24 protein-coding genes are annotated in these 22,986 nt (G+C 34.3%); 19 read left to right on the top strand and 5 right to left on the bottom strand.

From position 1 onward, the window contains the following. Positions 1-79: 79 nt before the first annotated feature. From SULAZ_RS09140 to SULAZ_RS06945, 7 genes are all read left to right on the top strand, one after another. Positions 80-841 (top strand): HAD-IC family P-type ATPase, encoded by a 762-nt coding sequence (locus SULAZ_RS09140; protein ID WP_484600289.1) that lies wholly within the window; start codon positions 80-82, stop codon positions 839-841. Beyond that, the gene (locus tag SULAZ_RS09135; RefSeq protein WP_228357502.1) at positions 842-1,372 is read left to right on the top strand and encodes a cation transporting ATPase C-terminal domain-containing protein; all 531 of its coding nucleotides are present in this window, start codon (positions 842-844) and stop codon (positions 1,370-1,372) included. Between the two features lie 24 nt (positions 1,373-1,396). Then, positions 1,397-2,053: a hypothetical protein gene (locus SULAZ_RS06965; protein WP_012673806.1), complete on the top strand. Its 657-nt coding sequence runs from the start codon at positions 1,397-1,399 to the stop codon at positions 2,051-2,053. After that, positions 2,050-2,808 carry a tRNA (adenine-N1)-methyltransferase gene (locus tag SULAZ_RS06960; RefSeq protein ID WP_012674336.1) on the top strand — a complete coding sequence of 253 codons (759 nt, stop codon included), beginning with the start codon at positions 2,050-2,052 and terminating at the stop codon, positions 2,806-2,808. Before SULAZ_RS06965 ends, SULAZ_RS06960 begins: the two co-directional genes overlap by 4 nt. Next, complete coding sequence (proB, locus tag SULAZ_RS06955; protein WP_228357443.1) at positions 2,801-3,916, top strand: glutamate 5-kinase; 1,116 nt, start codon at positions 2,801-2,803, stop codon at positions 3,914-3,916. The genes SULAZ_RS06960 and proB overlap by 8 nt, the downstream gene beginning before the upstream one ends. A gap of 17 nt (positions 3,917-3,933) precedes the next feature. After that, positions 3,934-4,764 carry a signal peptide peptidase SppA gene (gene sppA / locus SULAZ_RS06950; RefSeq protein ID WP_012674141.1) on the top strand — a complete coding sequence of 277 codons (831 nt, stop codon included), beginning with the start codon at positions 3,934-3,936 and terminating at the stop codon, positions 4,762-4,764. 69 nt (positions 4,765-4,833) lie between these two features. Then, on the top strand, positions 4,834-5,181 hold the full coding sequence (locus SULAZ_RS06945; protein ID WP_012674759.1) for a HesB/IscA family protein: 348 nt from the start codon (positions 4,834-4,836) through the stop codon (positions 5,179-5,181). Between the two features lie 228 nt (positions 5,182-5,409). On the opposite strand, the gene SULAZ_RS06940 is transcribed toward SULAZ_RS06945, so the two are convergent. Beyond that, positions 5,410-6,021 (bottom strand): superoxide dismutase, encoded by a 612-nt coding sequence (locus SULAZ_RS06940; RefSeq protein ID WP_041676147.1) that lies wholly within the window; start codon positions 6,019-6,021, stop codon positions 5,410-5,412. Positions 6,022-6,309: 288 nt separating this feature from the next. On the opposite strand from SULAZ_RS06940, the gene SULAZ_RS06935 reads away from it, so the two are divergent. The 4 genes from SULAZ_RS06935 to SULAZ_RS06920 all read left to right on the top strand — a co-directional run bounded on the left by SULAZ_RS06935 (position 6,310) and on the right by SULAZ_RS06920 (position 10,273). Further along, positions 6,310-6,714, top strand: a complete 405-nt coding sequence (locus tag SULAZ_RS06935; RefSeq protein ID WP_012674581.1) for a desulfoferrodoxin family protein — start codon at positions 6,310-6,312, stop codon at positions 6,712-6,714. Between the two features lie 127 nt (positions 6,715-6,841). Then, positions 6,842-7,825, top strand: a complete 984-nt coding sequence (locus SULAZ_RS06930; protein WP_012673450.1) for an IS481 family transposase — start codon at positions 6,842-6,844, stop codon at positions 7,823-7,825. 110 nt (positions 7,826-7,935) lie between these two features. Beyond that, positions 7,936-9,438, top strand: a complete 1,503-nt coding sequence (locus SULAZ_RS06925) for a leucyl aminopeptidase (RefSeq protein WP_012674620.1) — start codon at positions 7,936-7,938, stop codon at positions 9,436-9,438. Positions 9,439-9,469: 31 nt separating this feature from the next. Continuing rightward, positions 9,470-10,273, top strand: coding sequence for a hypothetical protein (locus SULAZ_RS06920; RefSeq protein ID WP_012674275.1), 804 nt, complete (start codon positions 9,470-9,472; stop codon positions 10,271-10,273). Between the two features lie 34 nt (positions 10,274-10,307). Here SULAZ_RS06920 and SULAZ_RS06915 read toward each other — a convergent pair whose 3' ends face one another. Then, positions 10,308-10,919: an NAD(P)/FAD-dependent oxidoreductase gene (locus SULAZ_RS06915; RefSeq protein ID WP_012674735.1), complete on the bottom strand. Its 612-nt coding sequence runs from the start codon at positions 10,917-10,919 to the stop codon at positions 10,308-10,310. A gap of 80 nt (positions 10,920-10,999) precedes the next feature. Between SULAZ_RS06915 and SULAZ_RS06910 the strand changes: the two genes are divergently transcribed. Beyond that, positions 11,000-11,227 (top strand): hypothetical protein, encoded by a 228-nt coding sequence (locus tag SULAZ_RS06910; RefSeq protein ID WP_012673977.1) that lies wholly within the window; start codon positions 11,000-11,002, stop codon positions 11,225-11,227. Between the two features lie 34 nt (positions 11,228-11,261). Here SULAZ_RS06910 and SULAZ_RS06905 read toward each other — a convergent pair whose 3' ends face one another. From SULAZ_RS06905 to SULAZ_RS06895, 3 genes are read right to left on the bottom strand one after another with little or no spacing between them, the layout of a single operon-like run. Continuing rightward, positions 11,262-11,873, bottom strand: coding sequence for an NAD(P)/FAD-dependent oxidoreductase (locus tag SULAZ_RS06905; RefSeq protein WP_012674735.1), 612 nt, complete (start codon positions 11,871-11,873; stop codon positions 11,262-11,264). 14 nt (positions 11,874-11,887) lie between these two features. Further along, entirely contained in the window at positions 11,888-12,097 is a 210-nt protein-coding gene (locus SULAZ_RS06900) for a hypothetical protein (RefSeq protein ID WP_012674635.1), read from the bottom strand. Beyond that, positions 12,087-14,474, bottom strand: coding sequence for a DNA gyrase/topoisomerase IV subunit A (locus SULAZ_RS06895; RefSeq protein ID WP_012673633.1), 2,388 nt, complete (start codon positions 14,472-14,474; stop codon positions 12,087-12,089). The genes SULAZ_RS06900 and SULAZ_RS06895 overlap by 11 nt, the downstream gene beginning before the upstream one ends. Positions 14,475-14,790: 316 nt before the next feature. Here SULAZ_RS06895 and SULAZ_RS06890 point away from each other — a divergent pair, with 316 nt between their 5' ends. The 7 genes from SULAZ_RS06890 to SULAZ_RS06860 all read left to right on the top strand — a co-directional run bounded on the left by SULAZ_RS06890 (position 14,791) and on the right by SULAZ_RS06860 (position 22,985). After that, complete coding sequence (locus tag SULAZ_RS06890) at positions 14,791-15,708, top strand: sulfurtransferase (RefSeq protein ID WP_012674928.1); 918 nt, start codon at positions 14,791-14,793, stop codon at positions 15,706-15,708. Positions 15,709-15,766: 58 nt separating this feature from the next. Beyond that, positions 15,767-16,888, top strand: a complete 1,122-nt coding sequence (locus SULAZ_RS06885; protein ID WP_012674234.1) for a YeeE/YedE thiosulfate transporter family protein — start codon at positions 15,767-15,769, stop codon at positions 16,886-16,888. Between the two features lie 107 nt (positions 16,889-16,995). Continuing rightward, positions 16,996-19,485 (top strand): molybdopterin-dependent oxidoreductase, encoded by a 2,490-nt coding sequence (locus SULAZ_RS06880; RefSeq protein ID WP_266105187.1) that lies wholly within the window; start codon positions 16,996-16,998, stop codon positions 19,483-19,485. Between the two features lie 12 nt (positions 19,486-19,497). Continuing rightward, positions 19,498-20,649 (top strand): 4Fe-4S dicluster domain-containing protein, encoded by a 1,152-nt coding sequence (locus SULAZ_RS06875; protein ID WP_012674022.1) that lies wholly within the window; start codon positions 19,498-19,500, stop codon positions 20,647-20,649. Positions 20,650-20,710: 61 nt separating this feature from the next. Then, positions 20,711-21,844: a c-type cytochrome gene (locus SULAZ_RS06870; RefSeq protein WP_012673699.1), complete on the top strand. Its 1,134-nt coding sequence runs from the start codon at positions 20,711-20,713 to the stop codon at positions 21,842-21,844. A gap of 73 nt (positions 21,845-21,917) precedes the next feature. Further along, a complete protein-coding gene (locus SULAZ_RS06865) occupies positions 21,918-22,319 on the top strand; it encodes a hypothetical protein (RefSeq protein WP_012674357.1) in 402 nt (133 codons plus the stop codon). A gap of 30 nt (positions 22,320-22,349) precedes the next feature. After that, positions 22,350-22,985, top strand: a complete 636-nt coding sequence (locus SULAZ_RS06860; protein WP_012673645.1) for a 4Fe-4S dicluster domain-containing protein — start codon at positions 22,350-22,352, stop codon at positions 22,983-22,985. Position 22,986: the final 1 nt, after the last annotated feature.

Raw genomic sequence — 22,986 nt, 5'->3', positions numbered from 1 at the left:
AATCCAAGAGTTAAACTTTACCCATTTGACACAAAATTAAAACTTATGGCTTCTATTAACAAAGTTAGGAAATAAAAACATTTTATTTATAAAAGGAGCCTTTGAATCTTTAGAGAAGTTAGCAGCAAACAAAGAAGATTTAGAAAAACTAAGATTAGAGCATGACCAAATGGCAGAAAGTGGACTAAGGGTACTTGCCTTTGGTTATCAAATTGTAGATCAACCTATAGATGATATAACTAAAGTTAAGATTAAACTGGTAGGACTGGTAGGATTTTTAGACCCACCAAAGCAGACTGCAATAGATGCTGTAAAGGCAGCTAAAGGGGCCGGAATAAGGGTTATTATGATAACGGGAGACAACTTAAAGACAGCTGTAGCTGTTGCCAAAATGGTTGGTATACATGAAGAAGGGAAATTAGCCGTTGAAGGAAGAGAATTAGAAAAGTACACAGACGATGAGTTAAAGGATTTACTTTACAACATTTCTGTAGTTGCAAGGTCAACACCAGAGGATAAGTACAGAATAGTAAAAATACTACAATCAGCTGGTGAAGAGGTTGTAATGATGGGGGATGGAGTTAACGATATGCCGGCGGTAAAAGCTGCAGATTTAGGAATTGCTATGAATGAAGGGTCTCAAGCAACAAAATCTGTAGCGAAGATGATCCTTTTAGAGAGAGATTTATCGGTTATAGTAGATGCTATAAAAATAGGTAGAAGAATATCTCATAACCTTAGAAAAGTAATCAGCTATTTACTTTCAACAGGTATAAGTGAAATATTTCTTCTTTTCTTTGCTGTCGTTTTAGCACTTCCACAACCTCTTTATGCGACCTAGATTCTCTGGATAAACGTAGTAACAGATGGAATTCAGGATAAAACGTTAGTCTTTTCAAAAGAAGAAAGTTGGATATTTAAGTTAAAACCCAAGACTTTCTCAGTTTGGTTTATTGATAAAATCCAAATTTTTAGAATTTTATACTTTTCTATACTAATGGGATTGATGATAGTAGGAATGTTCTATCATCTCCTACAAACCACCTCTTTAGAAGTAGCTATAACGGTGACATTTTTGAGTACTATATTTGTTCAGTGGGCAAACGGTTGGCAGTCTGTAAGGGAATTTCCATTTTTCTACAATATTTTAGAAAACTTTAAAGCAAATCCTTACATATACATAGCTACGGCGTTTGTAGGACTACCTGTTCAAGTGGCTTTAATATACCTTTTACCTGACTTCCTCCACTGTGTTTCAATACCTGTTGAATACTGGTTGTATCCACTTTCAGCGTTTATGGCAGCTTTTATTATAATAGAGATTAGAAAATGGTTTGAGTTTTTCATCTTTAAAAGGTTGTATAATATTTAAAAAATTTTTTACAGGAGGTTTGGCTTGATTAAAGTTGCTTGGAGTACTACCCATCAAGAGTTTATCATTTCGGACCATTACTACTTTTCAAAACTTCAAAGGTACGCAAAGGAAAACGATATATCTGTAGAAGAAGTTGACGAGTTTGAAAAGTTTGCTAACTATGACGTTATTATCTTTAACTACCCAGAAATCCCATTTAAAAAAGAAGAAGTTGACTTTATAGAAGAATTAGTAAAGAAAGGAAAAAAAGTAGGAATCTTTGCATACTACAAAAACGAAGACAAAATAGCAGATACCTGTAATACAATGGCAGAAAGATTTGGAATAAAGTTTAATGGAGATATTATAACTGACGATGTTAACAACTACGACAATGACAACCTACTGATAACAACTACAAAAACAAGTCAAAAGATGAAAGAGAAAAACATAAATAAAGTAGTTCTTGCTTGTACAGACAGCCTTACAATTACAGGTAATAACGTGGAGCCTATCATTTATGCAGAAGACACTGCAAAATCTTTACTGGGAAAAGAAAAAATACTGTTTGCAAAGTATCAAGATCCTTCCGGAGGATGTTTTATAGCTGGTGGAACATGTGTATTTTGGGATAACTACTCAATAGACATTTACAACAACAAAGAGTTATCATTACAGCTTTTATCCCATAAAAAATGATAAAAGAAGGCGATACAGTCCATTTAAAAGGCAAAAAAGACTCGTTTTTTGTTATAGTAGAAAAAGATAAAGAGTTTTCTACCCATAAAGGAACTATAAAATTTAACGATATAATAGGTAAAAACTTTGGAGATACAGTCCTCACCCATAAAGGTGAGGAATTTTTTATACTAAAACCAACCCTTTATGAATTAATATTGTACGGAATAAAAAGGTACACTCAGATAATATACCCAAAAGATTCTGCCTATATTACCTTAAAACTTGGTCTTACCTCAGGAATGAAGGTTTTAGAATCTGGGATAGGAAGTGGAGCTCTTACAATAGTAATGGCTAACGCACTAAACCCAGATGGAAAAATATACGTTTATGAAAAAGAGGAAAAATTTTTAAAAAATGCACTAAATAACTTAAAGCTTGCAAAGTTAGACCACATAGTTATCCCCCATCTTCACGACTTATCCCAACCAATCCAAGAGAAAGATTTTGATGCTGCGTTTATAGATGTTAGGGAACCATGGTTGTATATTGAAAATGTTAAATCTGTGTTAAAAAAAGGAGCTGTGATAGGTTTTTTAGTTCCTACCACTAACCAAGTTATTGAGATTTTAAAAGAACTAAAAAGGTTAAACTTTCTGGATTTAGAAGTAGAAGAGATTCTACTTAGAAGTTATAAACCTGTACCTGATAGACTCCGTCCTGATGACAGAATGGTAGCTCATACAGGATACCTTATTTTTGCAAAAAATGGATAAACAAATGGAAAAAAATCAGCTCATAAAAAAAGCAAAAAGAATTGTCATCAAAATAGGTTCTCAAATACTTGAAAAAAACAACGATATAGATATAGATTTCATTACAGACATTGCAAACCAGATAAAAAAATACTCTGATAGAGAGTTTATTATAGTCTCTTCTGGAGCTGTTTTAGCTGGTGTAAAAAAGCTAAAATTACCAAGTAGACCTAAAACCATTACAGAAAAACAGGCTATAGCAAGTGTAGGACAGGCATACCTTATGCAAATTTACGACAAAGTATTTTCCGAAAAAGATTTAATTATAGGTCAGATGCTACTTACCATAGAAGGACTTCAAGAGAGGAAAAGATACCTATATGCAAAAGAAACGTTAAATAAATTACTTGAATATAAAGTTGTTCCTATCATAAATGAAAACGATGCAATAGCCGTAGAAGAGATAGTATTTGGAGATAATGACTACCTTTCTTCCCATGTTTCTGTATTGGCAGATGCAGACTTACTAATAATAATTTCAACAGCTGGAGGACTATACACAGACGACCCTTCAAATCCCGATGCACAGCTTATAAAAGAAGTAGTTGATGTAGATTCGGCACTAAACTATGCAAAATCTTCAAAGTCCACCTTTGGAACCGGTGGAATGAGAAGTAAGTTAGAAGCTGCAAAGATAGCAACATCTCACTCAATTCCTGTAATGATTGTACCTAAAAGTAGTGATATTATAGACAAAGTTTTAACAGGGCAAGAAGTAGGAACCTTTATCTACCCCTCTAAAAGAAAGAAGATGTCAGGTAAAAAAAGCTGGCTTGCCCTCTTATCTCACCCCAAAGGTAGGATAATAGTAGATAAAGGAGCTGAAAAAGCCTTAAAAGAAGGTAAAAGTTTACTTCCAAGTGGTATCAAAGAAGTAGAAGGAATTTTTAATCCAAAGGATACTGTAGCTATTGTAAGTCAAGATAATATCGTTATAGGGAAAGGAATAGTTAATTTAAGCTATAAAGATTTGAAAAAGATAAAAGGCTTAAATACAAAAGAAGCTTCTAAAATACTTGGAAAAGATGTTGAAGAAGTTGTTCATAGAGATAATTTAGTTATTTATTGATTTTGGAGGGACAAATTATGTTCAAGAAAGTTTTAATTGGTTTAGTAGCAATATTTATAGTATTTTACATTATATCTTCGCTAAAAGAAACATCAAAACCAAAAGTTGCCCTTATAAGGGTAAACGATACTATTATGGATCACATGGAAACTGTCTCTAATATAGCCCAAGCTGAAAAAGATGAATCTATTAAAGCTGTAGTTATAGCAGTTGACAGTCCTGGAGGAGCTGTAGGTGCTTCACAGGAAATATACAGAGCCATAGAAAAGTTAAGAGAGAAAAAACCTGTAGTTGTATCTATGGGAAATGTTGCAGCTTCTGGGGGATACTATATCTCAGCTCCTGCCAACGTTATATACGCAAACCCCGGAACTATAACCGGAAGTATAGGTGTTATTATACAGCAAGTAGATTTGAGTGAAGTTCTTAATAAGATAGGAGTAAAAGTAAACACTGTAAAAAGCGGAGAAAACAAAGATATCTTATATCCTACAAAACCTCTAACACCAGAACAAAAACAGATTTTAGAAAAAACTGTTATGGATGTGTACGACCAATTTTTAGATGCTATTGTAAAGTATAGACCAATAAAAAAAGAAGTTTTAAAAACTTATGCAGATGGTAGAGTATTCAGTGGAAGAGAAGCCCAAAAGATTGGCTTAATTGATAAACTTGGAAATATTCAAGATGCTGTAAAAGAAGCTAAGAAACTTGGAAAACTTCCAGAAGATGCTCCGGTTATTGAAATAAAACCTCCAAAACCACTTTTAGAAGAACTGCTAAAATCGAAATTTGGAATTTCTATAGAAAAACCTAAAACAGGTATATACTATTTAATGACTTTCTGATAGATATCATAACTAAATAGGATTAAATAGGATAACTTATTTGAAAATTTATTTAGGAGGTAAATAGTTATGCAAACACAAACAGTAAACTTTATCGTTACAGAAACTGCTGCTAAAGAAATCAAAAGAATAGCAGACGAAAACCAAATAGAAAACCCAATTTTAAGGGTTAGAGTTGTTCCTGGTGGATGTTCTGGTTTCCAATACGCTATGGGATTTGATGATGAAGTATCTGAAAACGACAGAGTAGTAGAAGCTGACCACGGCGTAAAAATAGTCATTGATGAGTTTAGTGCACCTTACATAAATGGAGCTGTGTTAGACTACGTAATGGACTTTATGGGTGGTGGATTTACTATTAAAAATCCTAACGCTGTAGGTTCTTGTGGTTGCGGAAACTCATTCTCTTGTGGTTAATATAAAAAATAGGGAGCTTTTAAGCTCCCTTTAAAATTTTACTCTGATTTTCAATGGTTAATATTACTTATTCGATTTACATTTTTTCCAAATCTTTAAGACATATTTTAGCATAGGATAACTATCTAACAAAGTTTTTTCTGATTACCATAGCATCAAATGAAATAAAAAAAACCCAGTGGCAGTTATGAGAAAAGTACCACTGGATCTACCTGTTAGTATTTATTCTTAGAACTTAACAGCTTTATTAAACCTTTCGTTTACTACTTCCCAGTTTAAATTCTTGAAAAATGCATCTATGTAAGGTGGTCTTTTATTCTTCTGGTCTACGTAGTAAGCATGTTCGTAAACATCAAGAACAATTAATGGAACAGAGTAAACAAAACCATACTGGTTATGAGCATCAAAACCATTAACAACTAAAATTTTGTTATACAAGTCATAAGATAAAGTAGCCCAACCTCTACAAGCTATTCCTGTTGCCTTTATCTCATTAATACAGTTATTTACAGAACCAAAATACTCTTCTATCATTTTTTTCAGCTCTGGAGAAGGTTCTCCCTTTCCACCTGCTACAAGGTTTTCAAAGTAAAGCTCATGGAGAACCACACCCATATAGTTAAAACTTTCTTCAACCTTTAAAGCTCTGTACTCCGAGTAATTTTGGTTAGCTTTAGACCTATCTGCAAAGTCCGAAGCAAGCTTTTCCTGGATTTCATTATACTTTGCAACGTATCCTTTATAGTGAGCTTCAAAGTGAACTTCAATTTGTTCATCTGAAATTCCAACAAGACCTTTTGGCTTTAAGTGATCCTTTGGCTGAAGTTTAACTACTTTCATCTTCTTACCTCCTGATTTAGATTTAATTTCTCTTTTTTCTTCTTTTTCTAAAATTTCCATAGCGAGTAAATTGTCTGTCAAAATTAATGAAGCTGATAAACCAGACAGCTTTAAAAATTCCCTTCTATCCATCTATTACCTCTCATTTTTAGTAAGTTTAGGTTATCAAAATATTTTTGCCTATGATAATGGTCATTATATCTAAGTGATTATAGTCATTACCTAAAATGTAGAGTATAAATTAAAATATATAGTCCTAAGAAAATACTTTAAACAGGAGGTGCATTAATGCCAAAGGTTAACAGTTATGTGGACATTTCAACAATCGACAAAGAAGCTAAGAGAGACTTTATTGACAGACACTCTCCATTTGTTTACGTAGAAGGAGAAGCGGTAAAAGGTCAAAAGCTCAAAGTTAAAGTAAGAGTTGGAAATGAGTACGTTCATCCAGATGACTTTGACCACTACATAGCTTACGTTCAGCTATGGGATGGAGATACTTTACTTGGACAAGCAACATTTACACCAGGTTCTCTTGGAAACAAGCCTAACCAAGCAGAAGTGGATTTTTACATCGTTCCAACTAAAGACAAATTAAAATTAAATGCTATGAGCTACTGTACAAAGCATGGTTTATGGCAAAGTGAAACTGTAGAAATAGAAGTTTTAGAAGGACAACCAGCTACTGCATAACCCATAGTTCCCCCTTTTATAAGGGGGATTTTCTCTTTTTTTCTCTATAAATTCATGTATAAGTTTCAATACACAGTGAACACCTACCCCTTTAAAATAATTTCAACAAAAACAGGAGGTAGGTTATATGAAAGGTATTATAGGAACCCCTATGTATATGACAACACTCTTTCCTAAAAAACTATCAAACAAGATTAAAGACATTCCTTTAACAAAAGAAGCCAAAAAAAGACTAAAATGGATACAGCACTACCAAGATACAAAAAATATATCCAAAACCTGCAGATACTTCGGAATATCAAGAACTACCTTCTATAAATGGTTTGAAAGATACAAAAAAGACGGACTTGAAGGACTTCTTGATAGACCTAAAACACCAAAAAACACAAGAAAACCAACTATAAGAAATCAGTACAGAGAACAAATAATAAAAGTCAGGAAACAAAACCCAACTTGGAGCAAAGAAAAAATATCGGCATATCTACAAGAAGAAAAAAACATAAAAGTATCACCATCTACAGTGTATAAAGTATTAAAAGAAGAAGGATTAATAGAGAGAACAAAATCAATTAAAATACAAAACAAAAGAAAAAAGAGTATAAAGAAGAAAAGGACAAAAAGAGGCTTGCAAGCACAAGCCCCAGGGGATGTAGTACAAATAGACGTAAAACACCTGAACATCGCAGGTGCAACATATTACCAATTCACAGCTATAGATAAGTATAGCAGATTTTGTTTTGCACGGGTATATGAAAGTAAAAATTCAAAGAAAACAAAAGAATTTTATATTGAGTTAAATGAGTATTTTGAATTTGAGATAAAGAGGGTACAAACAGATAACGGGAGTGAGTTTTTAGGGGAGTTTAACAAGTATTTAACGGATATAGGAGTGGAGCATTACTTTAGCTATCCAAGGAGTCCAAAGACTAATGGTGTTGTAGAAAGATTGATAAGGACAATAGAAGAGGAGTTATGGTTGATAGAGGGATTAGATTACACATTAGAGGAGATGAATAAGAAGTTAAGGAAGTATGTAAGGAAGTACAATTTTATAAGGCCACATCATTCTTTAGGATACAAAAGACCAGCAGACATTGTTTATGGAGTATGATAAAATTTTTAGGTGAAGGTGTTCACGATGTATAGAACTCATACAATTCATTGAAAATCTCTTCAAAAATCTTTATAATATCTCAAAAATTAATCTTAGAGGTGTAATCTATGAAAATAGAAGCTGTTTCAAAAAAGTTAGAGTCTGTAAAAACAGATGCTTTAGTATTTCCTTTGTTTGAAGAAGAAAAGAAGTTCTCTGGGAATCTTGAAAAGATTGATAACATTTTAGAGGGAGCTGTATCACATCTATTTAAATCTCAAAAGTTTAAAGCTAATGAAAATAGCTTTTTAGTAGTTCCAACCTTTGGAAAAATAAAAGCTGATTATGTTATTGTAGCAGGGATGGGTTCTAAAAAGAAGTTTGAGTTAGATGTTCTAAGAAGGTTATCTGCATACACAGTTAGAAGGTTAAAATCTATAAAAGCTTCCGATTGCGTTATTGATTTAGATATAGAGCTAGAGGACTTCGATATAAAAGAAGCAGTTCAAGCTCTTACTGAAGGTGCAATTTTAGGAGATTATAATTTTGATAAGTACTTTACTAAGAAGGAAGATTTTAAAGTAAACTCAATTCAGATAAATGTCTCTAAGAAAACGGATAAAGACTCATTGAAAAAATACATAGAGATAGGAAAAGTTTTAGCAGAAGCTCAAAACTTTACAAGAGACCTTGTAAACGAGCCAGCTAACGTTATAAACACAGTTCAGTTTGCGGAGATTGCAGAAAATCTAGCAAAACAGTATGGTTTTGAAATAAAGATATACGATGAAGAAGAGATAGAAAAGATGGGAATGGGTGCTTACCTTGCAGTTGCAAAAGGTAGTGATAATCCACCAAGATTTATACATTTGACGTATAAACCTAAAAAATCAGAAGGAGAAATTGCGATAGTTGGAAAAGGATTGATGTTTGACAGTGGTGGTCTTAATATAAAAACTGGAGACTTTATGAGATGGATGAAAACAGATAAATCTGGAGCTTGTGCAGTTCTTGGTATATTTAAAGCTATAGGAGAGTTAAAACCAAACATAACAGTCCACGGTATAGTTGCAGCTGCTGAGAACATGCCAAGTGGAAAAGCTTACAGACCTGATGATATCTTAAAAGCAAAAAACGGAGTTACAATAGAAGTAGGAAACACTGATGCTGAAGGAAGATTAACCCTTGCAGATGCTTTATCTTACGCATCAGAGTTAAAACCAGATGCGATTATCGATATGGCTACTTTAACAGGTGCATGTGTAGTAGCACTTGGAGAGTTTACAGCCGGAGTTATGGGAAACAACCAAAAACTTATAAATGAGCTTTTAAAAATAACTGAAAAAACTGGAGAATGGATGTGGCAGCTTCCTTTTAACGATAAACTTAGGGAACAGATAAAGGCACCCCACGCAGATGTATATAACGTAGGAACGACAAGGTATGGAGGAGCAATAACTGCAGGACTATTTTTGGAAAAATTTGTAGACCCTAAAATACCTTGGGTACATATAGACATAGCAGGTCCATCCCATCACACATCAGGATGGTACTACCATCCAAAGGGAGCTACAGGTATACCAGTAAGGACCATAACAACCTTGTTGCTAAAGAGAGCTAAGTACATATAATCTATAACAGGTTATTTTTGAGGTACTTATTATGAGCTTAACGTTAGATGAAAGAATTGAGCAAGAAATGAAAAAGTACGAGATTAAAACCTTTGCAGACATTGTTAAAGCATTAATAGAACATCCTGATTGGCTTGAAGAGTTGAGAAAGATAATACTGACTTCTGAGCTTTTAGAACTTCCCAAAAAAATGGAGGAACTTTTACAACACCTTAAAACTTTAGAAGAAAAACATGATAGACTAGAGAAGAAGGTTGACAAAATAGAAGCTGATGTAGAAGTCTTAAAACAAGATGTAGCAATACTGAAACAAGATGTAGCAGTATTAAAACAAGACGTAGCAGTATTAAAGCAGGATGTAGAAGGTCTTAAAAAGGATGTGGCAGTACTCAAAAAAGATGTAAACTACTTAAAAGGTGAGTTTGGAAAGTTTAAAGGTAGTGATTTTGAAAGAAAAGTTAGGGATAAGTTTGCTGCATATTTTGGTAGAATCTTAAAAAAGTCTAAGCTTGTAGACTTAAACCGTCTTATAGATGAGATAGATGAAGCAGAGGAAAAAGGTATAATAACCCAAAGCGAGAGATATTCTCTATTTGACTTAGATTTAGTGGTTAGTGGAGAGTTAAGAGAAAACAGAAAACCTGTGTACTTAGCTGTAGAAGTTAGCTACTCTCTATACAAAGATGACTTAGAAAGATCTTTAGATAGAGCAAACGCACTTTATAAGGTTTTAAAACAAGAGGTTATACCTACCGTTGTATACGTAGAAGGTAGTGATGATATAGAGGATATTGCAAAAGAAAAAGGAGTTTTATTAATAAAAGTTAACTATTAAATTTTAAAGGAAGGCAAAAGCCTTCCTAATTTTTTTATTGTTTATCTTTAGGTACATCGTGAACAACAACGTTTTTACCAGCCCATAAAGCTTGGATATTACAAGCTACTTGAACACCACTTCCGGCTGCACAAGCGTACATAGTACTAACTCCTGCTATCAATCCAGCTGCATAAAGACCCTCTCTTATTTTATTATCTTCATCAACTTTTAACTGAACTTTACCCGGTCTTGGAGACCTTTTATTTTCTATAACTTCTACACCTTCACACTCTATGTTAAACTCATGAAATCCTGTTGCAAATACTACTATATCACCTAAATACTCTTTATCTTCTTCAGTGATAACCTTAAAGTTTTTATACTCACCTTCTACTTTAACAACTCTTCCTTTAACAATTTCAACGTTTCCATAACTTTGTGCTTGTTTTCTTAGGTTTTCTAAAGCTTCTCTTCCAAGTATTCCTTGAGGAAGTCCTGGTACGTTATAAAGCTGTGCTTTCAGTAAGTCTGAAGAGTCATTATCAATTACTAAATACTTTCTGTTTTCTCCCCACTCAAAGTGTCCTTTAGCTGATGCTAACGTTAAAGCACAGGAAAGTCCAGCAGGTCCTCCACCTACTATTACCACATCATACCTTTCCATATTTTCACCTCCTGTCAAGATTTATTTTTAAAGCTTAAATACAACAAAGCGAGAGATATTCTCTATTTGACTTAGATTTAGTGGTTAGTGGAGAGTTAAGAGAAAACAGAAAACCTGTGTACTTAGCTGTAGAAGTTAGCTACTCTCTATACAAAGATGACTTAGAAAGATCTTTAGATAGAGCAAACGCACTTTATAAGGTTTTAAAACAAGAGGTTATACCTACCGTTGTATACGTAGAAGGTAGTGATGATATAGAGGATATTGCAAAAGAAAAAGGAGTTTTATTAATAAAAGTTAACTATTAAATTTTAAAGGAAGGCAAAAGCCTTCCTAATTTTTTTATTGTTTATCTTTAGGTACATCGTGAACAACAACGTTTTTACCAGCCCATAAAGCTTGGATATTACAAGCTACTTGAACACCACTTCCGGCTGCACAAGCGTACATAGTACTAACTCCTGCTATCAATCCAGCTGCATAAAGACCCTCTCTTATTTTATTATCTTCATCAACTTTTAACTGAACTTTACCCGGTCTTGGAGACCTTTTATTTTCTATAACTTCTACACCTTCACACTCTATGTTAAACTCATGAAATCCTGTTGCAAATACTACTATATCACCTAAATACTCTTTATCTTCTTCAGTGATAACCTTAAAGTTTTTATACTCACCTTCTACTTTAACAACTCTTCCTTTAACAATTTCAACGTTTCCATAACTTTGTGCTTGTTTTCTTAGGTTTTCTAAAGCTTCTCTTCCAAGTATTCCTTGAGGAAGTCCTGGTACGTTATAAAGCTGTGCTTTCAGTAAGTCTGAAGAGTCATTATCAATTACTAAATACTTTCTGTTTTCTCCCCACTCAAAGTGTCCTTTAGCTGATGCTAACGTTAAAGCACAGGAAAGTCCAGCAGGTCCTCCACCTACTATTACCACATCATACCTTTCCATATTTTCACCTCCTGTCAAGATTTATTTTTAAAGCTTAAATACAAGTTGTAAGCTGAAACGTAAACTATTACAGTCCCGGCTATCACAGGGAATAAAGAAACTAAAATCTTTCCCAACGCTAACATAGGGTCAGAAAAATCTACTTTAAAGATATAGGGTAAGTTATTGAAAATAGCATATAAACCTATAACTATGCCAAGAAGATAAAGAATCCTAACTATCATTTCCTATTTCCTGAAATTTCGGTAATTTTAGAACTTTTACTATACTGTCAGCTTCAAAGTTAAATTTATTTTCTCCAGTAGATGTTCTTTTTCCTATTGGTATTATAGATGGGTCTACTTTGATTTTTAATAGCTTTCCATGTTTTGTTTGAACTAAAACATCTTCACCTATATCTACAGGAATCATAGAGACCACATAATCATCTTTATTAAGTTTTACAGCCATTAGTCCTTTTTGTCCTCTTTTCTTTATAGGAAACTCAGACTTTTCAACTAACTTCATATAACCTTTTGAAGTAGCAATTAAAATATAGTTATGGCCATCTATTAAGAACGATCCTGCAACTTCATCGTTTGGATCTAAATCTATTCCTTCTACTCCTTTAGCTTTATCACCTGTTACTCTAACTTCGTTTCTTTCAAAAAGTAATAAATCTGCATTTTTTGTGTATATTCCTATATAAGATGGATTTTGGTCTGCTATAGCAACTGCTAACTCATCTCCTTCATTTAAAGGCATTACAGTATGTTTATGAGATTTGTAGAAGATGTCTTCATCAAACATTCTTTTTATAATACCTTTCTTAGTTATTAAAAATACTCTATTTTCCTCTCCTTCTCCTTGGTAAATTGTTCCTACAATCTCTGAATCTATCTTTAACTTACCTTCTCCTTTTGGAAGGTCTATAACAAGACTCCAGTCTGCCTTTCCTTCTTTTGTGAAGAATGCAACAGGTTTAGAGCTCTCTACTTCCTGAATAGATACTATCTTTTTACCTTCCACAGAGTTTAAAGATATATCGTTTATAATTTTCTGTAAAATCTCACTTTTATCTGTATTTTCATCTACTTTGTGATTGTATACTTTTCCTGAAGACATTATCGCAAACATAAAGTACTCTTTAAATGTAAGTTCTTTTTCTACTGCTATAGTTGTCTTTCTCTCGTCTGAATATTTTGAAAGCATCTCATCCATTTCTTGAATAAACACTTTTATCTTTTCTTCTTCAGTTGAGAGAATTTTTTTGTAGTTTTCTATCTGAGCTTCAAGTTCCTTTTTCTCTTCTTTTAATTTAGTTGTTTCTAATGCTGTAAACCTTGCAAGTCTCATATCAAGGATTGCATTTGCTTGTGTTTCTGTTAGATTGTACCTTGTTGTTAAAAGTTCTCTTGCTTGTGATGTGTCTTTTGATGACCTTACTATGTCTATCACTTTGTCTGCGTTCTCAAGGGCTACTATTAAACCTTCTACTATGTGAAGTCTGTTTTCTGCTTTTTCAAGGTCAAATAACGTTCTTCTTGTTATAACTTCTAATCTATGTTTTATAAATTCTTGGAGTATCTCTTTTAGACTTAAAACTTTTGGTTGTTTGTCTACTAAGACCGTAAAGTTAACAGGGAAGCTTTTTTCAAGGGGAGTGCTTTTGTAGAGTTTTTTTAAAACTTTTTCTGGGTCTGCGTCTCTTTTAAGCTCTATAACTATTCTTATTCCTGTTCTGTCTGATTCGTCTCTTAAGTCTGATATACCTTTTTCTTTTCCTGTTCTAACTAATTCTGCTATTCTTTTTATAAGCTCAACTTTATTTACTTGGTATGGTATCTCATATATAACTACTCTTTGTCTGTTTCCGGGTAGTTTTTCAATTCTAGCTTTACCTTTTATAGTTATAGAGCCTCTGGCTGTTTTGTATATATCTATTATCTCTTCGTGAGAGTTTGTTATTATTCCACCTGTTGGGAAATCAGGACCTTTTATAAACTGACATAGTTCTTCAACTGTTGCATCAGGAAATTGAGCAAGGTATTTGAGAGCCTCTGCGACTTCTGTAAAGTTGTGGGGAGGAATACTTGTAGCAAGCCCTACAGCTATTCCTGACGTTCCATTACATATAAGGTTTGGAAATTTTGAAGGCAAAACCGTTGGTTCTTCTAAAGATGAATCAAAGTTTGGTACCATATCAACGGTGTTTTTATCTATATCTTCAAGCATCTCTACTGCAAGTTTTGTAAGTCTTGCCTCTGTATAACGCATTGCAGCTTGAGGGTCTCCATCTATAGAACCAAAGTTTCCTTGGCCATCTATAAGAGGATATCTCATCGTAAAATCTTGAGCCATTCTAACAAGTGCATCGTAAACAGAAGTATCTCCGTGAGGATGGAATTTACCTAAAGTCTCACCTACAACTCTTGCAGATTTTTTGTAAGGTTTGTTAGGTAGCAATCCCAACTCATACATTGCAAATAAGATTCTTCTTTGAACTGGTTTTAAACCATCCCTAACATCTGGGATAGCCCTTCCGGCTATAACAGACATTGCGTAATCTATGTACGCACTTTTTATCTCTTCTTCTATAGGAACTTTCTTAATGTCTTCCATAGAAACTCCTTGTTAATTTGATGATTAATTATTATAGCATTTTCAAGATGATTTTTAGATATTTCAAAATGAAATAACTTTATTTCAATCTTTAATAAAAAAAATTTTGCTAATTTGTAATTAGTTAGTATATATTAACTTTTTAAGTTTTTATAAAATCAATAATATTAAAATTTCTTAACAATTGGCATTAAAATTGCTTATTAATCTGGTAATGGAATATGTTTTATAACCTTGTTTTAAATTAGGTTAGTGTTTGACAACTTGAAAATATTAGGTCATATTAATATTCAAATCTTTTTATAGGAGGTTTTAGATGAAAAAAGTTTTAACACTTGCAGCAGCAGGACTTTTAACAGTAGCAGCATCTTCAAAGGCTGCAGATTTACTAATCTCTGTAGACCAAGCAAAAGACTTACTTGGAAAGGCAGTGTTTGTATGTGGTGATGACCCAAAAGTATTTCAAGCAGGACACATTCCAAATGCTCAAAATGCATACGCTCACGACCTTCACTACCTCTCTGACATTAAAAAGTGTGGCGGACTTCCTATGTGTGAAAACAATGCACAAAAGTTAATATCTGGGCTTGGTATCAGCAACAACTCTCACGTAATAGCTTACGACGATGGTAAAGGACCTAACGCATCTGGTGTATGGTTTTTCCTTTACTTATACGGTGTTGACAACGTTCAAATGTTAGATGGTGGTTTTGCTACTTGGAAAGCAAAAGGATTACCTGTAGAAACAGGTCCTGCTAAAAAACCAGCTCCTGGTAAATTTACTGTAAAAGTAAGAAAAGATATCTTAGCTACAAAAGATGAAGTACTAAAAGCTTCAAAAGATCCTAACTATGTGATACTTGATGCAAGAAGATTTGAAGAATACACAGGTAAAACTCTATTGGAAGCATTGGAAGCTCCTGGAAAACACAAGCAAGTTGAAAGGGGTGGACACATTCCTGGAGCTAAATTCTTTGAATGGAAAAAACTGGCTGGTAACCCTAACGGTGAGCCTGATAAACCTCTATTTAAACCTGTAGATCAAATCAAAAAACAACTTGAAAGAGCTGGAATTACTCCTGATAAAACAGTTATCTCCTATTGTCACGTAGGACTTGGAAGAGGATCTTTTGTATTTGCAGCTTTAAAACTTGCAGGATATCCTAAAGCAAAAGTTTATGTAGGTTCTTGGGACGAATGGGGTAACGACGCATCTTTACCTATAGAGCAGTAATCAATCAAGGCCGGCTAAAAGCCGGCTTTCTTATTTTTAATATCAGGAGGTTAGTATCATGGAACACACAAATCATCTTATAATGGGTCTTATAACAGGTGCTCTATTTGGTTTTGTTCTCTTTAAGGTTGGAGCTGTAAGGTATTCCCGTGTTGAAGGTATGCTCCTTTTAAGGGACTTAAAAATTATGAAGTTTGCGTTTACTGGGATAGCTACAGCTTCAATAATCTATGGACTTGCTGATATTCTTGGATTTTCAGAATCTACAAACCTTATTCCAAGAATAATGCCTTATCTGGGAGTAGCTCACCTTATAGGTGGTGTAATGTTTGGAATTGCTATGGCTTCTGCAGGTTTTTGTCCGGGAACGTGTGTTGCAAGAGTAGGAGCAGGAAAGTTTATATCAGCTGCAGGTGTTGTTGGTTTAGTTTTGGGTGTGATTATTTATAACGCTATTCAACCCTCTTTAGTAGAGGCTGGTATTTTAGGTAATAAACAAGATTTAACCCTTTATGGTGTCTTAGGAGTTCCTTATGGTCCATTAGCTGTTGCATGGGGAGTTTTATTTTTAGTATTTGCTTTAATTGCTGATTGGTTAGACCCTGCTAAGAAACTTTATCAAGAGAAAACAAGTTTTAATCTTATAAAAGATGAGTGGCATTGGGCTATAGGTGGTGTAGCTGCTGGTTCTATAATCGCATGGGCTACAGCTCAGGGAGAATACTTGGGCTTTTCAGGAGCTCTACTTGCATTAGTAGGTTGGATTTCTCACTTAATAGGTTATCCTATATCAAACGTTGTTCCTCAAGTTAATGAAACCATACTATGGCATTCTGGATTAATATTAGGTGTTTTACCTGGTGCTTTCTTGGCTGCTATAATATCAGGTAGATTTAAGTTTGATCCTGTTCCTCCTGCGTTTGCAAGAGTTACACCAATCCCTTACGTAAGAATGGTTTTAGTTTTCTTCGCAGGAATATTTTTGGCTTTAGGAGCTTTAATAGGTGGTGGTTGCACAACTGGAGCATTCTTAGCTGCCTATCCTACACTTTCTATAGGTAGTATGGCAATGTCCGGAACTTACTTTATAGTAGGTGTACTAACTGCAAACTTAATATACTTTGGTAGATGGTCAAGATTTTTAGAAGCTAAAAAAGAATCTGAAGAAGTTTACGACTAAAGAGGTGGGTAAAATGAGTATGACAGAAAGATTACTATTTTGGATAGCTATAGTGGTTTTACTTGTTTCAGTGTTTAATGTATGAAAAAGACAGAATCCTCTATCCAATGAAGAGAGTAGGAGAAAGAGGAGAAGGTAAATGGAAGAGAATATCTTGGGATGAGGCTATTACAGAAGTGGCTACTAGAATATACGAAACTATGTTAACTGTTGGTCCTCAAGGAAACTACATACATGTTGGTGCAGGTATGCTTACAGAAGCAAGGGCAGCCTCTGGTAAAAGACTTGGAACGTTACTTGGTGCTGTAAGACCTTACATAGCTTCTTACGTTGGTGATATGTTCCCTGGTGTGTCTTTAGTTTACGGTGAAGGTAATATAGGATTCTCTTACGACTTTGTTTACACTGCAAACGTTCAAATTTGGTGGGGACAAGACCCTAATAAAACAAGAATTCCTGATGCTCACTGGGTTTGGGAAGGTAAATATAACGGTGGAAAAGTTATAGTTATCACTCCTGACTACAACGCAACAGCAAAGGGAGCTGACCTATGGGTGCCTGTAAGAGCTGGATATGACGGATTTTTAGCAATGTCTATAATAAATGAGATAATCCAGCAAAAACTCTACAAACCTAACTTTATTAAAGTATTTACAGACCTACCTTTCTTGGTTAGACTTGATAATAAGAAGCTATTAAGACTATCAGACATAGATAAAAATGATCCTATGTTTGATAAAGAGATATTCCACAATATGGAAGAAAAAGCCCACGGAAAAGAGTTTGAAGAGCATGAAGTATTTTTATCCTACAACCTTAAAAACGGTAAATTCACAATAATGCCTGGTTCTGAAGGAAACCCAGTTAAAACGTTGAGATTAAAAGACCTTGGATGGGACATAGACCCAGCTTTAGAAGGTGTTTATGAGGTTAGATTAAAAGATGGTTCAAAAGTTAAAGTTACACCTGTGTTTGAGCTGTTAAAAGCAGAAGCTGCAAAATTCCCAGCAGAAAAGACATTTAAACTAACAAATGTTCATCCAAAGATAGTCCAACAACTTGCAAGGGATATAGCCCTTCCAAAAGTTGCGTTTATATCTATGGGATTTACAATAGGTAAGTACTTTAACGGAATGTTAGCTCAAAGGGCTATAGCGTCTATTACGCCACTTTGTGGAAGACTTGGACCTTACGGTGGATTTAACACTGAGAATGAGTGGTCAATATCAGGGCTGGCAAAAATATCTGGATTTGCTGGTAAATATAAAGAAAGATTTGCATCTGGATTTGTAAGTGAGTTTGTCCTTGGTAATATGATGCAAGATTTTGATAAGCTCTATGAAGAAGAAACATTTAAACAAGTGATGGGAATGTCAAAAGAAGAGTATAAAAAGAAAGTGGAAGAGATGCTTTCAAAATCTGAAGGTGATAAAGGAATAGGGCATGGAAAGTCTTACTGGAAAGATGTTCAAACATTCTTACTCTTTGCAGATGCAAGATTTAGAAGAAATAAAGGATCTTCTTACAAAAAAGCATTCTTAGAGAAAGCTAAATTTATAGCCTATGTGGACTTTAGAATGTCAGATTTTGCAAATTATGCAGATATACTTCTACCAGCAAAATCTCACTACGAAGTTTGGGACCTAAGAACGAACCCAGGGTACCACAGGTTTGCAAACTTAGCACATCCACCTGCAAATCTAAAACCAGTTGGAGAAGCTAAATCTGAGTGGGAAATCTGTACAATGATCGTTGAAAAAATTCAAGAAATTGCAATGAAAAAGTACAAAGAAACAGGAGATAAAAAATACATTAAAATACCAGACCCGCAACTTTCAAAAACCGGGTACAGAGACCTTGATACATTAGTTGACGAGTACACGATAAACGGACAACTCAGAACTGACAAAGATGCGGTAGAGCTTGCTCTTGAAAACACAGACCAGTTTAAACCAAACACAATAGAATCTATGTTTAAAAGAGGTGGTTACTTAGTACTAAACGAAAAAGCTGGAAAATCCTCACCTCTATATCCAGATAAACCATATAATGTATTTGAAAATAATCTTTTCCTATATGAAAGATTTGAAACTCTATCAGGAAGAATAACTTACTATGTAGATGATGACTTATGGATACAGGAAGGTGCAAACGTACCAACTGCAAAAGAACCTATCAGACCAAGAAAATTCCCATTTGTACTTATGACACCACACGCAAGATGGTCTATCCACTCTACTTATAAGACATCAACACTTCTCCTTAGACTCCAAAGAGGAAAACCTTACGTAATGATAAACCCTGAGATTGCAAGGAAAAAAGGTATTAAAGATGGAGATGAAGTAAGAGTTTACAATACTTTAGGTGAGTTTTACGCAATGGCTAAGGTATACCCTTCTTGTCCTAAAGATGCAATACTTCTTGAACATGGTTGGGAACCATTCTTCTACAAAGGAAGAAAAGGACATAACGAAGTTGTTGCTTCACCTTTAAACCTGTTAGAGCTTTCCGACGGTTGGGGACATCTCAAGTTTGGTGGAAACTGGGATGGTAACCAACATGCTTACGAAACTTCCGTTGATATAGAAAAAGTTTAAGGAGGTATGTAAATGTCAAAAAGACAACTTGCAATGGTAATGGATTTAAATAAATGTATAGGTTGCCAAACTTGTACAGTTGCTTGTAAAACACAGTGGACGAACAGAAACGGAAGAGAATACATGTACTGGAACAATGTTGAGACACATCCTGGAGCTGGATACCCAAGAAACTGGATGGAAGCTGGTGGAGGATTTGATCAAGATGGTAATCTAAAGGACGGTATAATTCCAGACTTAGCATTAGACTATGGAGTACCATGGGATTACAACCACGATGAACTTTTCAATGGTTCACTTTTACAAACTAAGTCTGATTTACAGTGGGGACCAAACTGGGACGAAGATGTAGGAGGAGGAGAGTATCCAAACTCTTACTTCTTCTACATCCCAAGAATATGTAACCACTGTTCTAACCCAGGTTGTCTTGCAGCATGTCCAAGGGAAGCTATATTTAAAAGAGAGCAAGACGGTATAGTATTAGTTGACCTTGAAAGATGTCAAGGTTATAGATACTGTATAGCAGGTTGCCCTTACAAAAAGATATACTTTAACCCTAAAATATCTAAGTCTGAAAAGTGTATATTCTGCTTCCCAAGGGTAGAAAGAGGACTACCACCAGCTTGTGCTCACCAGTGTGTAGGTAGAATAAGATTTGTAGGATTTTTAGATGACGAAGAAGGACAAGTTTACAAATTAGTTCATAAATATAAAGTAGCTTTACCACTTAGACCTGACTTTGGAACTCAACCAAACGTTTACTATGTACCACCGTTGTTTGAACCACCAAAATTCGATGACAATATGGCTCCAATAGAAGGTTCAAGAAGAACTCCTATTGAATACTTAGAGCTTCTATTTGGAAAAGAAGTTCATCAAGCACTTGAAACTTTAAGAAAAGAAATGGAAAAAAGAGCAAGAGGAGAAGAATCAGAGTTAATGGATATTCTTATTGCATACTCCCACAGAGATATGTTCAGACTTGATAACAACTATTACCAACAAGAAGCTGCTAAAAAAGGACTTAAAGGTTCAGAGTTCTTCAGGATTGTAGATCAAAGATACTTACACGGTGCAAACACTCAAAGAGTAGAGATAAAAGACTACACATTCCACGAAAAGGTTTTACCACTTCCACAGAAAGAAAAACATGGTGGTCATTAAAAAATTAGGGCAGGGATTTTCCCTGCCATTTATTTGAATAATCAAGACAAGGAGGTAAATAATGAAAAAAGCTTTATCTTTACTTGCTTTATCAACTTTAGTAATATCTTCCAATGCTGGCGTAGATAAGTTTGAAGATGATGTTATAGAAGCTAAACAAATAGCAAATATATCTGAAGAAGGTCTTTCGTCTTTACCTACAAAAAAAATAACTTTATATCAGCAATATACAGTTGCATTAAATGATGCAAATGCTAAAAAATTAGTAGAGGAACAAAAGCCTGTAGAAGCAGAAGTTACCGTTGGTTATAATCAAAAAGAGATAGGAATTTTAATAAAATGGAAAGATGAAACAAAATCTGTTCAGCCAGCTATGACAACTAACAAGTATGGAGATGGAGTATCAGTTCAATTTCCAGTTAAATACGGTAAAGGGACAACTCTTGCTTACATAGGAATGGGAGACTCAAAACATCCTGTTATGACTTATCTAAAAAAGGCTGTAGAAGGAAAGGATTACCAAAAGGCATTTATAGCTGAAGGCTTTGGAAGTTTAACTGAGATTCAAGAAAAAGGTTATACATTTACAATGAAATACGATGATGCAAATAAGCAATGGATAGCTTTTATTAAAAAACCTATAAAAACACCTGATTTAAACCTTGCTTCTGGAATGGTTCCGGTATCTTTTGCAATATGGGATGGAAACTCTCTAAACAGAGATGGTAATAAAGTTATATCTAACTGGAAGTTTATAAAAATGGGTAATGCAAAAGTAGATCCTAACTACTTAAAATATATCTCATGGGGATACGGTGAAATAGGTAATCCAGCAAGAGGTAAAGAGTTAATGATTCAAAATGGATGTAACGGTTGCCACAGATTTGCAGACCAAACTGCAGCTCCAGAAGGACTGGCTCCAAATCTTTCAAAAATCGGAGGATACTCTAACCCTATATACCTAAAAGAGTCAATAGTAAATCCAAACGATGTTGTAATTAGAAACCTTAACATAAACAGACACTATAACAAAGCTGCAGGACCAGATAAAAATGGTGCTTATCCAAATAACGATATGTATACATGGTACATAAAAGACGACAAAGGTAATATAACTTCTAAAATGCCACCGTATGCTCATTTATCTGAACAGGATTTAAAAGATATAGTTGCGTATTTAAAAACTTTAAAATGATTTGGTTAATGTTTGACAACTTTATTTTAGAAGGTTAGTATTTTATCGAAGATTTAATAAGGAGGTTAATATAATGAGAAAAGTTATGTTAAGTGTTATATTGTCTCTTGGTTTAATAATACCTTCTTTTGCTGCAGAGAATGTTGGAGAAGAAGTTGAGTTATCTAGTGCTGTTATAACAGCAAAATCTTGTGCAGAAAAGGCAAAAGCAACAGGGAGCTTTGAGCTTTTATCAAGTTGTCCACCTGTTGAAGCAGCTCAAACCGGCTATGTGATATACGACGTTACAGAAAATACTTTTTATGCAATAGCTCCAAAAAACATTTACTACTTTGAGCTTGATGAAGGGTTTGGTGGAAGTATAGATGCAAAAGGCAAAATAGTAAAAAAAGAAGGTGATTTACCTGTATTAGAAATTCAAGAGTATAAAATATCTCCAAAACCAAAAGCAGGATTTTTCAAAGGATGTCTATAAGTCTGTGATTATACAATGGAGGGTTAAACTATGAGACTTGGATTTTTAGTGGATTTAAGTAGATGTATGGGGTGTATGGCTTGTGCTGTATCTTGTAAGGCTGAAAACGATGTTCCTTTACATAGTTGGAGGTTGAGGGTTAAGTACATAGACCAAGGGGAGTTTCCAGAAGTAAAGAGACACTTTGTACCTTTAAGATGTAATCACTGTGAAAATGCCCCTTGTGAAAGAATATGTCCTGTAAGTGCATTACATTACCTTCCTAACGGTATAGTAAACGTTGACCACAACAGATGTATAGGATGTGCGTCCTGTATGATGGCTTGTCCATACAATGCGATTTATATAGACCCTATTACAAACTCTGCAGACAAGTGTACTTACTGTGCCCATAGAATAGAAGTAGGAATGATGCCTGCGTGTGTAGTTGCATGCCCAACCCATGCAAACATATTTGGTGATTTAGATGACCCTGAAAGTGAAATCTCTAAATACTTAAAAGAACATAAAGATGTAATGGTTAGAAAACCAGAGTTAAACACAAAACCAAAACATTTTTATGTAAGAGGTTCTACAGTTGCTCTTGACCCATTAGCTTCAGAAAGACCTGAAGGTTATACTTTATTTACAGAAGTTAAGTTTTTAGACCATATAGGAGGGCATTAAT

Origin of the sequence: Sulfurihydrogenibium azorense Az-Fu1, from assembly GCF_000021545.1 — a bacterium.
Lineage (GTDB): Bacteria > Aquificota > Aquificia > Aquificales > Hydrogenothermaceae > Sulfurihydrogenibium > Sulfurihydrogenibium azorense.
Note: the sequence above shows the minus strand (reverse complement) of the source record. Positions and strands in the feature narration are given on the sequence as shown.

Coding starts and splice junctions, on each gene's coding strand:
- SULAZ_RS06915 (WP_012674735.1), bottom strand. CDS start 10,919: ATGGAAAGGTATGATGTGGTAATAGTAGGTGGAGGACCTGCTGGACTT.
- SULAZ_RS06930 (WP_012673450.1), top strand. CDS start 6,842: ATGAAAGGTATTATAGGAACCCCTATGTATATGACAACACTCTTTCCT.
- SULAZ_RS06875 (WP_012674022.1), top strand. CDS start 19,498: ATGTCAAAAAGACAACTTGCAATGGTAATGGATTTAAATAAATGTATA.
- sppA (WP_012674141.1), top strand. CDS start 3,934: ATGTTCAAGAAAGTTTTAATTGGTTTAGTAGCAATATTTATAGTATTT.
- SULAZ_RS06900 (WP_012674635.1), bottom strand. CDS start 12,097: ATGATAGTTAGGATTCTTTATCTTCTTGGCATAGTTATAGGTTTATAT.
- SULAZ_RS06935 (WP_012674581.1), top strand. CDS start 6,310: ATGCCAAAGGTTAACAGTTATGTGGACATTTCAACAATCGACAAAGAA.
- SULAZ_RS06870 (WP_012673699.1), top strand. CDS start 20,711: ATGAAAAAAGCTTTATCTTTACTTGCTTTATCAACTTTAGTAATATCT.
- SULAZ_RS06885 (WP_012674234.1), top strand. CDS start 15,767: ATGGAACACACAAATCATCTTATAATGGGTCTTATAACAGGTGCTCTA.
- SULAZ_RS06890 (WP_012674928.1), top strand. CDS start 14,791: ATGAAAAAAGTTTTAACACTTGCAGCAGCAGGACTTTTAACAGTAGCA.
- SULAZ_RS06880 (WP_266105187.1), top strand. CDS start 16,996: ATGAAGAGAGTAGGAGAAAGAGGAGAAGGTAAATGGAAGAGAATATCT.
- proB (WP_228357443.1), top strand. CDS start 2,801: ATGGATAAACAAATGGAAAAAAATCAGCTCATAAAAAAAGCAAAAAGA.
- SULAZ_RS06860 (WP_012673645.1), top strand. CDS start 22,350: ATGAGACTTGGATTTTTAGTGGATTTAAGTAGATGTATGGGGTGTATG.
- SULAZ_RS06895 (WP_012673633.1), bottom strand. CDS start 14,474: ATGGAAGACATTAAGAAAGTTCCTATAGAAGAAGAGATAAAAAGTGCG.
- SULAZ_RS06920 (WP_012674275.1), top strand. CDS start 9,470: ATGAGCTTAACGTTAGATGAAAGAATTGAGCAAGAAATGAAAAAGTAC.
- SULAZ_RS06905 (WP_012674735.1), bottom strand. CDS start 11,873: ATGGAAAGGTATGATGTGGTAATAGTAGGTGGAGGACCTGCTGGACTT.
- SULAZ_RS06960 (WP_012674336.1), top strand. CDS start 2,050: ATGATAAAAGAAGGCGATACAGTCCATTTAAAAGGCAAAAAAGACTCG.
- SULAZ_RS06865 (WP_012674357.1), top strand. CDS start 21,918: ATGAGAAAAGTTATGTTAAGTGTTATATTGTCTCTTGGTTTAATAATA.
- SULAZ_RS06925 (WP_012674620.1), top strand. CDS start 7,936: ATGAAAATAGAAGCTGTTTCAAAAAAGTTAGAGTCTGTAAAAACAGAT.
- SULAZ_RS06940 (WP_041676147.1), bottom strand. CDS start 6,021: ATGAAAGTAGTTAAACTTCAGCCAAAGGATCACTTAAAGCCAAAAGGT.
- SULAZ_RS06945 (WP_012674759.1), top strand. CDS start 4,834: ATGCAAACACAAACAGTAAACTTTATCGTTACAGAAACTGCTGCTAAA.